The 16131-nt window shown below is 71.8% G+C and carries 13 protein-coding genes; 2 read left to right on the top strand and 11 right to left on the bottom strand.

Annotation, left to right across the window (positions count from 1 at the left end; genetic code table 11):
- Nucleotides 1–130 precede the first annotated feature (130 nt).
- From ahcY (CRYAR_RS36350) to CRYAR_RS44100, 5 genes are all read right to left on the bottom strand, one after another.
- Nucleotides 131–1402 carry an adenosylhomocysteinase gene (gene ahcY, locus CRYAR_RS36350; RefSeq protein ID WP_035857729.1) on the bottom strand — a complete coding sequence of 424 codons (1272 nt, stop codon included), beginning with the start codon at nucleotides 1400–1402 and terminating at the stop codon, nucleotides 131–133.
- Complete coding sequence (locus CRYAR_RS36355) at nucleotides 1399–3051, bottom strand: DUF2142 domain-containing protein (RefSeq protein WP_157018320.1); 1653 nt, start codon at nucleotides 3049–3051, stop codon at nucleotides 1399–1401. The genes ahcY (CRYAR_RS36350) and CRYAR_RS36355 overlap by 4 nt, the downstream gene beginning before the upstream one ends.
- A 143-nt stretch (nucleotides 3052–3194) precedes the next feature.
- Nucleotides 3195–4832: a DUF2142 domain-containing protein gene (locus CRYAR_RS36360; protein WP_035857731.1), complete on the bottom strand. Its 1638-nt coding sequence runs from the start codon at nucleotides 4830–4832 to the stop codon at nucleotides 3195–3197.
- 214 nt (nucleotides 4833–5046) lie between these two features.
- Nucleotides 5047–6510: an adenosylhomocysteinase gene (gene ahcY, locus CRYAR_RS36365; protein ID WP_035857732.1), complete on the bottom strand. Its 1464-nt coding sequence runs from the start codon at nucleotides 6508–6510 to the stop codon at nucleotides 5047–5049.
- Entirely contained in the window at nucleotides 6510–7019 is a 510-nt protein-coding gene (locus CRYAR_RS44100; RefSeq protein ID WP_063725816.1) for a MerR family transcriptional regulator, read from the bottom strand. Before CRYAR_RS44100 ends, ahcY (CRYAR_RS36365) begins: the two co-directional genes overlap by 1 nt.
- A 183-nt stretch (nucleotides 7020–7202) precedes the next feature.
- Here CRYAR_RS44100 and CRYAR_RS47770 point away from each other — a divergent pair, with 183 nt between their 5' ends.
- Entirely contained in the window at nucleotides 7203–10238 is a 3036-nt protein-coding gene (locus CRYAR_RS47770) for an RNA polymerase sigma factor (protein ID WP_157018322.1), read from the top strand.
- Between the two features lie 13 nt (nucleotides 10239–10251).
- Here the strand turns inward: CRYAR_RS47770 and manA are convergent, their stop codons facing one another.
- From manA to CRYAR_RS36405, 6 genes are all read right to left on the bottom strand, one after another.
- Nucleotides 10252–11448, bottom strand: coding sequence for a mannose-6-phosphate isomerase, class I (gene manA / locus CRYAR_RS36380; RefSeq protein ID WP_035857734.1), 1197 nt, complete (start codon nucleotides 11446–11448; stop codon nucleotides 10252–10254).
- A complete protein-coding gene (locus CRYAR_RS36385; RefSeq protein WP_051571405.1) occupies nucleotides 11432–12424 on the bottom strand; it encodes a cation diffusion facilitator family transporter in 993 nt (330 codons plus the stop codon). Before CRYAR_RS36385 ends, manA begins: the two co-directional genes overlap by 17 nt.
- Complete coding sequence (locus CRYAR_RS36390) at nucleotides 12421–13491, bottom strand: SIS domain-containing protein (protein ID WP_084702039.1); 1071 nt, start codon at nucleotides 13489–13491, stop codon at nucleotides 12421–12423. The genes CRYAR_RS36385 and CRYAR_RS36390 overlap by 4 nt, the downstream gene beginning before the upstream one ends.
- A 65-nt stretch (nucleotides 13492–13556) precedes the next feature.
- Nucleotides 13557–13748, bottom strand: a complete 192-nt coding sequence (locus CRYAR_RS36395; RefSeq protein ID WP_035857736.1) for a Trm112 family protein — start codon at nucleotides 13746–13748, stop codon at nucleotides 13557–13559.
- Complete coding sequence (locus tag CRYAR_RS36400) at nucleotides 13745–15127, bottom strand: phosphomannomutase/phosphoglucomutase (protein WP_035857737.1); 1383 nt, start codon at nucleotides 15125–15127, stop codon at nucleotides 13745–13747. Before CRYAR_RS36400 ends, CRYAR_RS36395 begins: the two co-directional genes overlap by 4 nt.
- 53 nt (nucleotides 15128–15180) lie before the next feature.
- The gene (locus CRYAR_RS36405) at nucleotides 15181–15537 is read right to left on the bottom strand and encodes a DUF3499 domain-containing protein (protein WP_035857738.1); all 357 of its coding nucleotides are present in this window, start codon (nucleotides 15535–15537) and stop codon (nucleotides 15181–15183) included.
- A 125-nt stretch (nucleotides 15538–15662) separates the two neighbouring features.
- Between CRYAR_RS36405 and CRYAR_RS36410 the strand changes: the two genes are divergently transcribed.
- Complete coding sequence (locus CRYAR_RS36410) at nucleotides 15663–16127, top strand: metallopeptidase family protein (protein WP_035857739.1); 465 nt, start codon at nucleotides 15663–15665, stop codon at nucleotides 16125–16127.
- The last annotated feature ends 4 nt before the right edge of the window (nucleotides 16128–16131 follow it).

Genomic DNA, 16131 nt, shown 5'->3' on the forward strand with positions numbered 1-16131 from the left:
GCTACCTTCCGTTGCGCTGTCTCGTTGAGCGCAGCAACGGTAAGCCTTACCTAAGGCGAACTCAACCGGGTAGCCCCTACCAATTGGATCACACAACTATGTGGACGGTAGGCGGCAACAAAACCGCAGGTCAGGACGACCAGCTGGTGAGGTACGCGAGCTGAGTTTCGGTGAGGATGTCGAGAGTCACGTCGAGCGCGGCGAGTTTCAACCGCGCGATCTCCCGGTCGATGCCCGGTGGAACCTCCAGCACCGCAGCCGGGAGGACCCCGGGCTCGGTACGCAGCAGCCACTCCGCCGACAACGCCTGCATCCCGAACGCGATGTCCATCACGGCGGCGGGGTGGCCTTCCGCCCCGGCCAGGTTGGCGACCCGGCCCTCGGCGACGAGGAGCAGCCGCCGGCCGTCCTTCTGCACGTACTCGTCGACGTGCGGGCGCACCTCGACGTTGCGCGCGATCGCGTTCGCGGCCAGCCAGGCCACGTCGATCTCCAGGTCGAAGTGACCGGCGTTGGCCAGCACCGCGCCGTCCTTCATCAGCGCGAAGTGCTCGTCGCGGATGACGTCGCGGTTGCCGGTGACCGTGATGAACACGTCCCCGAGTGGCGCGGCCTCGGCCATCGTCAGCACCGCGTAGCCGCTGAGCGTGGCATCCAGGGCCCGGGCCGGATCGACCTCGGTGACGATGACCCGCGAGCCCAGGCCCGCGAGCCGCGCCGCGATGCCCTGGCCGACGTGCCCGAACCCGGCGACCACCACGTTCGCGCCCGCGAGCAAGGTGTTCGTGCTGCGCAGCAACGCGTCGATCGAGGACTGGGCGGTGCCGATGCGGTTGTCGACGAGGTTCTTCGTCGGTGTGTCGGTGACCGCGACCACCGGGTACCGCAGCGCACCGGCCGACGCCATCGCGCGCAGCCGCACGACACCGCTGGTGGTCTCCTCGCAGCCGCCACGCAGGCCCGCGAGCAGGTCCTGGTAGTCGGTGTGGAGCGCGGTGGCCAGGTCGCAGGCGTCGTCGAGCACCAGTTCGGGCGCCCGGGCGAGCACCGCGTCGAGGTGCTCGCGGTAGGTGACCGAGTCCGAACGGTGGCGGGCGAACACGCTGACGCCGAACTCGGTGACCAGCGCGGCCGCGGTGTCGTCCTGCGTGGAGAGCGGGTTGGACGCGCAGAGCCGGATCTCCGCGCCGCCGGCCTGCAGCGTGCGAACCAGGTTGGCGGTCTCCGCGGTGATGTTCAGGCAGGCCGCGATGCGGACGCCCTCGAACGGACGCTGGGCGGCGAAGCGGTCACGGATCGCGCGCAGCACCGGCATCGAGCGGTCGGCCCACTCGATGCGGCTGTGCCCGTGCGCGGCGAGCCCGAGGTCGGCCACGTCGTACTGGACCCGAGGAGCACTCACGGAGCGACCGCTCCGTTGGGGAGCCGGGTCTCGGCCGCGGCCTGAGCCGGCGTCGCGGGCACGCTCGTCACCACGGGAGCGTCATCGGGCTGCACTGCACTGTGGGGCTGCACGGGGTCCAGCGTTTCATCCGGCGACGCCCCGGGCGTAGTCGCCACCACCGCGTCGGTGGGCGTCATCCGCCGGACGAACCAGACCGAGAGGGCCGCGAGGGCCACGACACCGGCGATCTCGAGCAGCAGCGGGGCGAACGAGCCGAGTGGCGGCGTCCAGCTGCCGCTCAGCGGGTTGAGGCCGCGCCCCTGCCCGAACTGGAAGCGTGACTGCACCAGCAGCAGCGTCCAGACGTGCAGGACACCGGTGACCACGGCGACGCCCGGAACGATCCGGGCCACGCCGGTGGGGCCGAGCGCACGATCGAGCCGGCGCAGCGACACGGCGGCCAGCACCAGGCCGACGCCGAACGGCATGATGTACCGGCCGTGCTGCGACCAGCCGATGTTGCGCAGGTAGAACAGCTCCAGCGCGATCAACGACAGGAACGACGTGGCCAGCACCGCGAGCAGCACGAGCGCGTGCCGACGCTTGACGACCGCGAGCGCCGGGCCGACGAGCGCCGCGACCAGCAGGTACCAGGCGACGATCGTCCAGTTCGGCACCGTGGTCTCGCCATAGCCGAACTGGCCGACGATCTGGTTGACCCAGAACGTCATCCGGGTGAGCGAGAGCTGCCGCAGCGCGTCGGACCAGGGGATGTTCGCCGCGTCGTTGCCGATCGCGCCCTCGCTGTCGGACAGCCCGGAGAGCAGCATCCAGCCGATCGCGTACAGGCCGACGAACGCGCCGGTGCCGAGCACCCACCAGACGTCGTGCCTGCGCACCAGCGCCATCACCGCACCGCGACGGGCGAGCAGCAGGCAGGCCGCGACGATGAGCACCAGGAAGACCGGGCCGAGCGCGCGCAGCACCAGCAGCAGCGAGCCGGTGATGCCGGCCAGCACGACCAGTTGGCGGGTGAACCGTTCGTCGAGCTCACCGGGGCGGGCCCGGAACAGCGTCAGCAGCGCCGACCAGAGCAGAACGCCGGCCGCGATCTCCCACCCGTTCGGGTTGATCGCGCCGTTGAGGTTCATCGCCATCGGGGTGGCGACCACGACCAGGCCGGCGAGGAGCAGCGGACGACGGCGCCGGAACGCGATGAGCACCGCGGCGCCGAGCATCAGGGCGGCACCGAGCGCGGAGACCAGGCGCGCGCCGACGACGCCGGCGAAGTCGGGCGAGATGAGCAGGGGAAGGCCGACCGCCGCGTAGTACACCGGGTTGTACCGACCGGCGGCGCTGCCCACCCGGGTGGTGGACTCGTCGTCGGGCGCCGGCGTCTGGCAACTGGCCGGGGGACGGTCTTCGTCCTTGAACGTGCAGTCGATGTCGCCGGGGAGCAGGCTCTTCGGCACCTCGAACCAGGCCCCGCCGCCCCGGATCGCGTTCGTCGGCTCGGCGTAGACCTGCCCGCTGACGACGCCGTACGCACGGACGAGGTGCTGCGACTCGTCGTACGTGCCGTTGATCGGCAGGGCGGCAGCCCAGCCCGCGCTCATCAGGAAGAACGAGACGACCGCGACGAGGAGCACCCACCGGCCTCGAAACACGACCTCATCCTCCCCGGCGGAGAACCCCTGCCCCGCCTCGTCTCGGCCACCCTAGTGGTCGGGTGCGACAGTGCCGCGCCCGGCGCGGCCGGTCCGGGAGGTCGTCGTTCACTGAACCGATCCGCAGTGACCGACGGTCGAGGTCAGTCTTCGCTTTGATCCGCTTTTGCGGAGGTTCTCGCGGCCAAGACGGTCTGCGGCTGGCGCCGGCCGGGCACGAGCGCGTCGAGCCCGACCGTGAACGCCGCCGCGGCTCCCGGCTTGGGCGCGCGGGTGAGCACGACCAGGGCGATCAGGAGCAGGCCGCCGAGCGCGGTGGTGAGCAGCGGGAGCTGCGGACCGACGTTGGGCAGCCAGGTGCCGTGCAGCGCACCGAGCGCCTTCTCCCGCTGGTCGACCTGGAACCGCGTCATCACGACGGCCAGTGCCCAGAGGTGCATCAGGGCGGCGACCGAGCCGCAGAGCAGGACGAACCGCTTGGTGGCCTGCTCACCGAAGCGGTGTTCCCAGCGGCGCAGGCTCCCGGCGAACAGCAGCACGCCGACGCCGAACGGCAGGATGTACCGGCTCTGCTGCGCCCAGCCGATCTGCTGGTAGTACAGCACCTCGAAACCGACGAGCAGCGCGACGCTCACCGCCGCGACGCCGAGCATCACGCACACCTGGCGCCAGGTGGCGAACAGAAGCGTCGGCACGATGATCAGCAGCGCCAGCGCGTACCAGGCCACCAGCATCCCGTTGGGCGCCTGCACCTCGCCGTAGCTGAAGCGGCCGATCACCTGGGCCACCCACTGGGTCAACCGGTCGCCCACGATGTACGACAGCTTCTCGCCGAACGAGAGGTGCCGTGGCGTCGGCTCGGCGGGTGGGTTGTTGAGGATGCCGGAGAAGAGCGTCCACGCGACGCCGAACAGACCGGCGATCGAGACCCCGATCCCGACCAGCCGGAAGTCACGGCGCTGGCGCAGTTCCCGGGTGCGGCCGGGCCGGGCCGCCGCCATGCAGGCCAGCACGGTCAGCCCGAGCAGCAGCGGGCCGAGCGTGCGGATCGAGACGAGCGTCGCGGCGCCGATACCGGCGGCCAGCAACAGCTGGCTCGTCCACCGATCGCTCAGTTCGCCCTCGCGGGCGCGGACCAGCGTCAGGAGCGCGGTCCAGGTCAGGACACCGGCGGCCAGCTCCAGGCCGCTCGGGTTGATCGAGCCGGCGAGGTTGAGCAGGTTCGGCGTGGCCGCCACCAGCACGGCCGCGAGCAGCAACGGGCTGCGTCGCCGCACCGCGATCGTCGCGGACGCGGCCAGCAGGCCGGCCACCAGGCCGGCCGAGATCAGCCGCCCGAGGATGATGCCACCCATGTTCGGGCTGATCACCATCGGGAGCCCGACCGGCACGTAGTAGAGCGGGTTGTACCGCCCGGCCGCGGTGCCGACCTCGGTGCGGCTCGGGTCGTCCGGCGGGCGCTGCAGGCAGGACGCCGGCAGTTCCCAGCGGTACGTGCAGTCGGCGTTCACCGGCAGCAGGCTGCGCGGGACGTCGTACCAGGCGCCGCCACCCCGGGCAGCGGCCGCGGGCGCGGAGTACAGCTGCCCGCTGGCCGCCCCGTAGGCGCGGATGATGTGCTCGTCCTCGTCATTGGTGCCGTTGGCAGGCAGCGCGAGCGCCCAACCGGCGCTGACGAGGAAGAACGCGGCGAACGCGAGGAGGAAGACGGCCCGTGAGCGCAACGGACGGACCAGCTTCGGTGGCCAGCTGACGGCGGACTCGGACCCGTCCTTGGACACAGCACCTCCTGGCGGCGTAGCCACCCGGTAACTCGGCGCCGGGGCACCCGCATGCGGATGCCCCGGCGTTGCTCCGGCGAACGTCGGGGTCAGTGTTGCGACCTCGGGCAACCATAGATGGCTACCCGATGCGACCCGGCGTTCGACGGCGAAACTCCGGCAGCGGCCCCCATACCCACTCGCGGGGGCCGCGACACATCGATCTCCGGAGGAATCAGTACCGGTAGTGGTCGGGCTTGTAGGGCCCTTCCACCGGCACGCCGATGTAGTCGGCCTGCTCCTTGTTGAGCTCGGTGAGCTTCACGCCGAGAGCGTCCAGGTGCAACCGGGCCACCTTCTCGTCGAGGTGCTTCGGCAGGACGTACACCTGCTTGTCGTACTCCGACGTCTTGGTGAACAGCTCGATCTGGGCGATCGTCTGGTTCGCGAAGCTGTTCGACATCACGAAGCTCGGGTGACCGGTGGCGTTGCCCAGGTTCAGCAGACGACCCTCGGACAGCACGATGATCGAGTGGCCGTCCTCGAAGACCCACTCGTCGACCTGCGGCTTGATGTTGTTCCGGACGATGCCCGGGGTCTTCGCCAGGCCGGCCATGTCGATCTCGTTGTCGAAGTGGCCGATGTTGCCGACGATCGCCTGGTGCTTCATCTTGGCCATGTCGGCGGCCATGATGATGTCCTTGTTGCCGGTCGTCGTGATGAAGATGTCGGCGATGCCGACGACCTCGTCCAGCGTGGTGACCTGGTAGCCGTCCATCGCCGCCTGCAGCGCGCAGATCGGGTCGATCTCGGTGACGATGACCCGGGCACCCTGGCCGCGCAGCGACTCGGCGGAACCCTTGCCCACGTCGCCGTAGCCGAAGACGACCGCGACCTTGCCGCCGATGAGCACGTCGGTGCCGCGGTTGATGCCGTCGATCAGCGAGTGACGGCAGCCGTACTTGTTGTCGAACTTGCTCTTGGTGACCGAGTCGTTGACGTTGATCGCCGGGAAGAGCAGCGTGCCGGCCTTGGCGAACTCGTACAGGCGGTGGACGCCCGTCGTGGTCTCCTCGGTGACGCCCTTGATGTCCTTGGCGACCGTGGTCCAGCGCTGCGGGTCCTCGGCGAGGGTGCGGTTGAGCAGCGTCAGGATGACGCCGAACTCCTCGCTGTCAGCGGTCTCCGGAGCCGGCGCGGAGCCGACCTTCTCGAACTCGACGCCCTTGTGCACCAGCAGCGTCACGTCGCCGCCGTCGTCGAGGATCATGTTCGGGCCCTTACCGCCGGGCCAGGTCAGGATCTGCTCGGTGCACCACCAGTACTCCTCCAGCGTCTCGCCCTTCCAGGCGAAGACCGGGACGCCCTGGGGGTCCTCCGCGGTGCCGTTCGGGCCCACCGCGACGGCGGCCGCCGCGTGGTCCTGGGTGGAGAAGATGTTGCAGGAGGCCCAGCGCACCTCGGCGCCGAGCGCGACCAGGGTCTCGATGAGCACCGCGGTCTGGATGGTCATGTGCAGCGACCCGGTGATGCGGGCGCCACGCAGCGGCTGCTCGGCCGCGAACTCCTTGCGGATGGACATCAGCCCGGGCATCTCGTGCTCGGCGAGCTGGATCTCCTTGCGGCCGAACGCGGCCAGGGAGAGGTCGGCGACCTTGAACGGGAGGGTTCCCGCCGGGGCGTCGGTGACGGCTGTCATCAGTTCTCCTCGTGGTTCCGGTGCGCTCCGGGACGCCTCGGCATGTGGGTGTCCTGGATATCGACGACCGGGTACGTCCCGGTGTCGTCCGGTATGTCAACGATCGGGTATGCCCCGGTGGGGGCATCAACCGGGGCGGGACGGGAGCGCTGCGCGACCGGGATCTCGGCCAGCAACTTCTGGTGCTTGTCGTACTCCCAGCGCAGCCAGTCGTCGGCGGGAACATCCGCCGGGGGAGCCGGGCGCGCCTGGAACCATTCGTCCAGGGCAGCCCGAAGCTCCTCGTCGCGGCGCAGCCGCAGCGCGAACCCGACGTCGGTCAGGCCGATGTCGAAGCTCTGCAGCAGCTCCCGCAGCGTCCGGAGACGTTGGAGCTCGGCCGGTCCGTACAGGCGGTACCCGCCGGCCGACCGCGGCGCGGCCACCAGCCCTACCTGTTCGATGTACCGGAGCATCCGCGGTGACCACCCGGTGGTCTCCGCCGCCTCCTGGATCGTGAGCGTACTCATTGCCATTTGAGGTTAGCAGCGTTCTGTGAAGGTTTCGAATCGGCCGCGAAACGCAACCGAACACGGTCCGGCGACGTCAATAGACCGACGGCTGAGTCTGTTATGCGACAACGGCGGGGAACGTCCTCGGCCACCCGGACCAAGGGTGACATCATCAAGGTGGGACCGGAGGCGAGGAACTGGATGGCAACGATCGGCGACGCCCTTCCGTTTGGCTTACGAGAAGACGCCGCGGTGCTCGCTGCCCTGCGCGAGGGCAACAGCACCGAGTTCGACGCCGTGCCAGGAACACGCGCGAGCTGGGCCGGTGGGTTCCGCCGGCACGCCGCTGATTTTTCCGACGGCTTGTCCCCCGCCGGCCTCGACGCCCTTTTCGACCGTTACCACCAGTGGGCCTACGGGCTCTTCATGCGCACCCTGCGCGACCACGACCAGGCGACGCTGGCGCTCGGCCAGACGCTCGGCAACGTGGCGTCGGCCCGGCTGACCCGGCCGGAGCAGGTACGACTCGCGGTCGCGCGCGCGGCCTACGAGAACGGGCTGCGGGTCGGCGAAGGCCGCAGCCGGGTGACGCGCCGCACGCCCGACGCCACCACGTCGCTGCTGGTCGGGATCATGGACGCCGGGGGCGACGGCGAGTTACGGCGCCTGGTCTGGCGCGCGATGGAGACGTTGTCCTACCGCGAGCGCCTGCTGTTCGAACTGGAGTGGCACGACGGGCTGGACGTGCGTGAGCTCGTCACCGTGATCGGGGGCCGGAACGCTCAGGCCGTGCTCGGCCGGGCGCGCGACCGGATCCGCGCGACGCTGACCACCGCGGTGGCGGTCTGGTACGGCAGCGAGCGCTGCATGGATTTGCGTCGTCTCGTGCGGCACGCCGGTGCTTCCGGCGGGCGTCCTGGATCGATGCGGAGCGTCATCGAGCGACATCTGTACGGCACCCGTACCGAGGTCGGGTGCAAAATCTGCGCCGACAGCCAGGACAAGTACGCGTTGTCGGTGTTGGGCGCGGCGCTTCCGGTGTTCGGGGTGCCGGAGATCCTGCGTGAGCACACGATCGAGATCGCGCTGGAATACCGGCGGGGGCTGCGGCTTGTACCGCTGGAACACCCGTCGTTCGCGGTGGCCACGAGCGCTTCGACGGCTGCGTCGGCGGCTCCCACGGTGGTCACGCCGACGGTGGCGGCGGGCGGCGCGGGTGTGACCCCGGGCGCGGGCGGCTCGGCCGTGGGCGTGGGTGGCGCGGGGTCGGTGGTGCCGGCGGGGTCGGCCGCCGGGGTGACGGGTGCTGGGAGTGCGGTGGCTTCGGCGGCCGGCGCTGGAGCGGCGGTCGGACCCGTGGCGGGCGGAGCGGGTGCCGGGTCCGGTGCTTTAGCGGCCGGCGGTGTCGGAGCGGCGGTGACTCCCGCGACGACTCTCGGGTCCACAGCGGTGTCCGCAGGCGGCGCGGCAACCTCCGCGGCAGTCGGGCCCACGGCAGTGGGGCCCGTGGCAGCGTCCTCGGCCGGAGCGGCGGCGACCCCGGTCGCGGCGGCCGGATCCGCTACGGCGGGCGCGGCAGGCTCCGGGTCCGCAGCGGCGTCGGCCGGCGGCGGTGGAGCGGCAGCAACCTCCACCGGAGCGGTCGGCCCGGCGACAGCAGGCAGCGCAGCCGCAGGCAGCGTGGGCGGCGCGGGCGTGGGCGGCGCAGGCAGTGCGGGCGGCGCGGGAGCAAGCAGCGCAGGCGCGGGCGGCGCAGCAGCGAGTGGCGCGAGCGGTGCCGGGGCGGCGGGCTCTGCGGCGGCGGGCGCGAATGGTGCCGGCTCGGCCGGGGCCGCAGCGACCAGCGCAGGTGCTGCCGCAGCAGGTTCCACCGGGGGCGCAGCAGCAGGTACGGGTGGCGCGACAGCGGTAGGAGCCGGCGCGGGCGGTGCCAGCGGCGCGGGCGGCGCCGGAAGCGCCGCAGCGGCCGGAATGGGTAGCGCCGCAGGTTCCGGCGGTGGCGCAACAGCAGCTACGAGTGGCGCAGCAGCAGGTACGGGTGGTGCGGCATCGGCAGGCGCTGGCAGCGTCGGCGCCACGGGCGCGACCGGTGCCGCCGCAAACGCCACCGATGCCGCAGCAAACGCCACCGGTACCGCGGCAAACGCGACCGGTGCCGCAGCGGGCACGAGCGGCGCCTCGGCGGGCGCGGGCGGTGGCGCAGCGAGCGCAGCCGGTACCGCAGCAAGCGCCAGCGGTGCCGCAGCGGGCGGCGCCGGAAGCGCCGCAGTGGCCGGAATGGGTAGCGCCGCAGGCGCGGGCGGTGGCGCAGCGGGTGGGGCGGGAAGTGCCGGAGCGGGCGCGGCCGCGGTCGACGCTGGGATCGCGGCGGCTTCGGCGCCTACCGTGATGACCGGTGGGCTCGCCGCGGCGCTCAGTAGCGTCTACGGGGCCGGTAACGCCCGCCCCCGAGCGAACCCCACACCCCCGCCCTCGCCGGTGGACGGCGTCACGGTCACGCACGCCGAGTTGCCGACCCAGGTCCACCCGGTGGTCCCGAACCGGCGGAGCGTGCCGAACAATCAGAGCCCGTACTCCGGCTCGCCCTGGGGCGCACGGGAGGAGCTGCCGCCGAGCAACGCCTACCTCCCGCCGCCCCCGGTGCAGCCGTCGAACGTCGTTCCGTTGCGTCGGCGCGTGGCCACCGGAGCGGTCGCGGCGGTCGTCGCCCTGCTGTGCTCGTTCGGCGGGGTGATGCTCGCCCAGGGCCAGGTCTCCGGCGACCCGTCGGACGTCCTGGCCGCGGCGACCCCGGACGGCGCGGAAGCGTCCGATGGGCCCTCGCCGATCGGCGACCCGCCGGACAGCAACACCCGGCGCGACGAGCCGAAGCCCGACAGCTACCAGATCGACTCGAACGCCGGGAACGACTACCCGGTCCCGATCCCGGAGCCGCGCACCAACGACGGGACGCCTCCGGGCTCGCCGTCGAAGAAGCCGCCGACGAAGTCGCCGAGCACCAAGCCCACCACGCCGTCGCCGTCGGTCACCACGCCCCGGCCGACGCCGTCGAAGACCACCCCGGAGCCGACCCCGACCGAGGACGAAGACGAGGACGACCCGACGACGCCGCCGCCGGACGACGACCCGACCACGACGCCGCCGACCAAGGGCCCGACGAAGGGGCCGTCGACTCCGCCGGCCTCCCCGACCGTGCCCCGGACGAGTTCCCCGGCGACGATCGTGATCCCGGCCTGACCGGAGAACTAGCCTAGGCCCCGGTCGTCGCCTGGAAGACCGTTCCCCGGCCGGTCACCGTCACGTCGCGGTGGCCGGCCGACACGTAGCCGGCCTCCCCGCCGCGCAGCTCGACCGGGCCCGTCCCGTCCTCGACGGTGGCCTCGCCCTCGAGGCAGAACAGGATGCGCGGCCCGTCCGACGCCAGCGACGCCTCGCCGCCGGCCTCGTCGAGCACTACGCGGGTCAGCGCGAACTCCGGCACCGGCGGCGCCCACACGCGCACGCCCGGTCCGGGTTCGGACGCCGGGAACGGCACCGCGGGCGTCTCCTCGAACCGCACCACCCGCAGCAGCTCCTGGACGTCCACGTGCTTGGGGGTGAGCCCGCCACGCAGCACGTTGTCGGAGGCGGCCATCACCTCGACGCCGAGCCCGTGCAGATAGGCGTGCAACACACCGGCCGGGAGGAAGATCGCCTCCCCGGGCGCCAGCTCGAGCCGGTTGAGCAGCAACGCGAGCACGATGCCGATGTCGCCGGGGTACTGCGCGGCGAGCGACACCGCGAGCTCGTGGTCGGCCGCCGCGTCGTCGTTTCCGGGCGGTGGCTTGCGGCACGCGTCCGCGAACGAATCGGCGACGGTCCCGGCGTCGGGAAGGCCGAAGAGCCCGGCCACGAACGCACGGAGACCGGAGCCGTCGGGCGAGGCGCGGAGCGCGTCGACGAGCGCGCGCAGCGCGGGGATCTCGGCGACGACCGGCGTGAGCACGGCCACCGACCGCACCGGGGACCGGAACCCGCAGAGCGCGGAGAACTGGCCGACCGCGCAGATCAACTCGGGCTTGTGGTGCGGATCGACGTAGTTGCGCCGGGGGTCGCCGATCGGGGGCCCGGCGGCCTGTTCGGCCGCGAAACCGGCCCGGGCCTGCGAGTCGCTCGGGTGGGCCTGCAGCGACAGCGGTGTCTCGGCCGCGAGCAGCTTCAGCAGGAACGGCACCCGGGCGCCCGGCGCGTCGGCCGAACCGAGCTCACGCTGCGGGTCGGCCGCGACCAGCGCGTCGAGGCCACGCTCGACGCCGTCCCTGGTCAACCGCGACGGCGCCGACGGGTGACCGCCCATCCACAGCTCGGCCTCCGGCTCCGCGCTGGGCACCGGGCGGCCCTGCACCCCGGCGATCGCCGACCGCGAACCCCAGGCGTACGTGCGGATCGGGTTAGTGAGCAGCTCCATGAGCCGCGCCCTCCTCCCCGCCCGACGCGACCGCCTCCGCCGGCTCGGGCTTCGCCTTGTTCGCGTGGTAGATGTCGGGTTCCAGGTAGATCACCCGGGCGACCGGCACGGCTTTCCGGATGCGCGACTCCGCGGCGTCGATCGCGTCGGCCACCGTGGCCGCGGTGTCGTCGTGGTGGACGGCGATCTTGGCCGCCACCAGCAACTCGTCCGGCCCGAGGTAGAGCGTCTTCATGTGGATGATGTGCTCGACCGTGCCGCCGTCGGACAGGATCGCGGCCTCGATCCTGCGGATGTCCTCGGGGTTCGCGCCCTCACCGAGCAGCAGGCTCTGCGTCTCGATCGCGAGGAAGACCGCGACCAGCACGAGCAGCACGCCGATCATGATCGTGCCGACGCCGTCCCAGATGCCGTTGCCGGTCAGCAGCGTGAGGCTGACGCCGAACAGCGCGAACACCAGGCCGAGCAGCGCCGCGGTGTCCTCGAGCAGCACCACCGGCAGCTCGGGCGCCTTCGCCCGGCGGATGAACGTGATCAGCGACGACGAACCGCGGGTCTTGTTCGTCTCGCGGAACGCGGTCGTGAACGAGTAGCTCTCCAGCGCGATGGCCACCAGGAGCACCGCGACCGGCACCCACTGCCACGAGTGGAACGCCTCCGGCTCCCGGATCTTGTGGTAGCCCTCGTACAGCGCGAACAGGCCACCGACGCTGAACAGCACGATCGAGACGATGAACGCGTAGATGTACCGCTCGCGGCCGTAGCCGAACGGGTGCTCGGGGGTGGCGGGCTTCTTCGACCGCCGACCACCGATGAGTAGCAACAGCTGGTTCCCGGAGTCGGCCAGTGAGTGGATCGACTCCGCGAGCATCGACGAGGAACCCGTCAGCAGCCACGCCACCAGCTTGGTCAGGGCGATGCCCAGGTTGGCGATCAGGGCCGCGACGATGGCCTTGACGCCGCCTTCAGCGCTCACGCGTTGGTCCGCTCCTTCAGTTCGGACACAGCCCGAACCGCGATCGGATCGAGACCGTGCAACAGGGCCAGGTAGACCGACGCGAAGTCGGGCACCGCGATGAGCGACGCCAGCCGCTCGAGCTCGGAGCCACCCTCCGCGTTCAGCACGCTGACGCCTATACCCCGTTCCCGGGCCAAATTCTCAATCGCGGTGGCACGAGCTGCGTCCACCTCGGATTCGCCGTCGTCGCGCAGCAGGACCAGGCGCAGCTTTGTGGTTCCGGCCGAGTCGACCCGGTCGGCGAAGAAGTCGTCGGCCTCGTCGGCGAGCGAGCCGAACACCCCGTCGATCAGGCCGACGCGACCCCGGCCGGCCTCGACCAGGTTGCCGGCGATGGCGGGGTAGCGCGCGTTGGCGGCCAGCTGGTCGGCGAAGCGGTTCGCGGCGACCGTGGCCAGCGCCGACGTGCCCCAGACGACCGGGATCGTGTTGGCCAGCTCGATCGCCAGCGACTTGCCCTCGTTGACGAACGACTCGGCGGTCGGGCGGCAGCGGTCGGCGTCGTTGTCGAGCCGGGTCGCGGTCTCGGCGAAGTCGGCCTCGGCGACCTGGCACATGCCCAGCGCACGCCCGGCGAGCAGCACCGGGGCGGCCAGCGACCAGAACGCCACCCGGGCGGGGCGGCGACGCGGCACCGGGACGAACAGCGCCCGGGCGCGCTCGGCCATCGACTGCAGCTCGCTGTCGGGTGCACCGATCGCGACCAGGCGGGCACCGCGGTGCATCGCGGCCTCGGCGGCGGCCAGCGCCTCGGGGCTGCGCCCGGACGCGGACACCGCGATCACGACGTCGGCGGCACCGACCCAGCCCGGCACGCCCCGGCTGCGGTGCAGGATGACCGGCACCGGGCAGCGCGGCCCGGCGACCGCGTTCAGCACGTCGCCGGTGCGCGCCGCGGTGCCGACGCCGGCGACGACGAGCGCGCGGGGACGGATCTCCTCGGACAGGACGTGCAGGCCGGCCTCGGCGGCCAGCGAGACGGCTTCACGCAGCTGCGGGCCGGCGCCCGCGGTGGCCCGGAGCATCTCGGCCGGGTCGGCACCGGACAGGACGTCGGTGTCGTCGAGGCGGCTCTCGTCGATCTGCGCGGTCACTTGGCGTCACCCCGGTGGCGGGCCTCGTCGAGCAAGAGCACGGGAATGCCGTCCCGGACCGGGTACGACCGGTCGCAGACCGTGCAGGCCAGCTCGCCCGTCTCCTCGTCCAGCCGCAGCGGTGCGTGGTCGTCGCTGGGGCAGGCCAGGATGTCCAAGAGCTCTATGAGAGCGGTATCGGATGTCACGATTTCTCCTGGGTTGAGCGGACAAGCGCGAGTACCTGGTCGCGGACCTCGGTCATCCGCTCCGGCGTGGCCGCCTCGACGTTGAGGCGGAGCAGCGGCTCGGTGTTGGACGCCCGCAGGTTGAACCATGCGCCGTCCGGAAGACTGACGGTGGTTCCGTCCAATTCGTCCACTTCGGTGCCGGGGAACGCCGCCAGGACCTTCCGCGTGGCCGCGGCCTGGTCGGCCACGACCGAGTTGATCTCACCGGACGCCGCGTACCGCTCGTACTCGGCGCCGATGGCCGAGAGCGGAGCCGTGTCCGAACCGAGCGCGGCGAGCACGTGCATCGCCGCCAGCATCCCGGTGTCGGCGCGCCAGAAGTCGCGGAAGTAGTAGTGGGCGGAGTGCTCGCCGCCGAAGACCGCGTCGCTCTCGGCCATCTGCGCCTTGATGAACGAGTGGCCGACGCGGGTGCGCACCGGGTTCCCGCCGTGCTCGCGCACGATCTCGGGGACGGCGCGCGACGTGATCAGGTTGTGGATGATCGTCGCGCCGGGGTGTTTGGCCAGCTCGCGAACCGCGACCAGCCCGGTGATCGCGCTCGGGCTCACCGGTTCGCCCCGTTCGTCGACGACGAAGCAGCGGTCGGCGTCGCCGTCGAACGCGAGCCCGATGTCGGCCTTGTGCTCGACGACGGCCTTCTGCAGGTCGACGAGGTTCGCCGGGTCCAGCGGGTTGGCCTCGTGGTTGGGGAAATCGCCGTCGAGCTCGAAGTAGAGCGGGACGATCTCCAGCGGCAGGCCCTCACCGAGGACGACCGGCACGGTGTAGCCGCCCATGCCGTTGCCGGCGTCGACGACGACCTTCAACGGGCGGACGCCGCTCAGGTCGACCAGCGAGCGCAGGTACTTCGCGTACTCGCCGAGCAGGTCGACGCGGCTGATCTCGCCGACCGCTCCGGCCGGGGTGATGCCCTCGTCGAGGAACTTCTCGGCCTCCGACCGGATCGTCGTCAGCCCGGACGCCTGCCCGATCGGCGTCGCACCGGCCCGGCAGAGCTTGATCCCGTTGTACTGCGCCGGATTGTGGCTCGCGGTGAACATCGCGCCGGGCAGGTTCAGGTGCCCGGCGGCGAAGTACAGCAGGTCGGTGGAGCCCAGGCCGGCCTCGACGACCGAGAGACCCTGGCTCAGCACCCCCTCGGCGAACGCCCGGGAGAGCGGGACCGAGCTCTCGCGCATGTCGTGCGCGGTGACGACGGCGGTAGCGCCCTCACCGCCGACGAGCTGCCCGAACGCGGCACCCAGGGCCCGCGCGACGGTTTCGTCGAACTGCTCGGGTACCACGCCTCGGACGTCGTACGCCTTGACCAGGCCGGACAGGTCATGCGAGGACACAGAGCGCGCTCCTTACGATGCGGTGCGATGCTCGCGAGCCTAGTCGGGCCGCCTCAACGGGGATTCGGCAGAGCGCGCAAGTGCCCACGACGGCCGACCTGCGACGAGCCGTCCTTGGCCGGGGCCTCGGCGGTGGCCGGGCGGGCGGCCTCGCGCACGGCGTCGGCCAGGGCGGCCAGGTCGTCGCTGCTCGGCGGCGGAGCCGCCCAGTCGCCCTCGGCCCGCACCAGGTCCCAGCCCTTCGGCGCGGTGAGGCGCTCGGCGTGGCCTTCGCAGAGGTCGTAGGTATGCGGTTCGTGCGATACGGCGAGTGGACCGATGACCGCAGTGGACTCCGCGTACACGTAGGTCAGCGTCGCCACCGCAGGCTGGGAACAGCCGTTCTTTGAGCAGCGCCGGTGAGACCTCACGGCGGAACGGTATCGGGCGGCGGGCTCCTGCGCCAACGGTCGGCTCCGGCGTGGCGGGTGTGTCGTGGATCAAGCGGGGTGAAACGCCCGGCGCACGGCCCTCCGGCGGGCACTATCCTTCTGTCATGCCCTCTGCCGCCGAGCACCGGCGCCGACCCGGCGCGTCCCGCCGTGATCGGCGCGGCCGAGGCATGCGCGGGCGGCTGGTTCCCGCCACCGTTCCGCTCTCGCGCAGCCGCGCGCAGATCTTCGACGACCTCGTGCTTGACGCCGTCGAGCACCTCGAGCCGCGCTGGTCCACCCAGTTGCGCGACGTCGAGTTCGCCGTCGAGGACGTCCCGCCGGAGTTGCCGTCCTACGACTCGGACGTGCTGGAGGACGGCAACGTGCCGCTGGCGCGTCTGCTGCCGGGTCGCGACGGCGGGCGGGGGCGCAGCACTCCCCCGCGCATCGTCGTCTACCGGCGGCCGCTGGAGGCCCGCGCCTACGACCGCGAGGACCTCGCCGACCTGGTGCACGACGTCGTCGTCGAACAGGTGGCGAACCTGCTCGGCCTCGACCCGGACGACGTGGACCCGCCCGGTCACTGATCGG

This window comes from Cryptosporangium arvum DSM 44712 (assembly GCF_000585375.1).
GTDB classification, from domain to species: domain Bacteria; phylum Actinomycetota; class Actinomycetes; order Mycobacteriales; family Cryptosporangiaceae; genus Cryptosporangium; species Cryptosporangium arvum.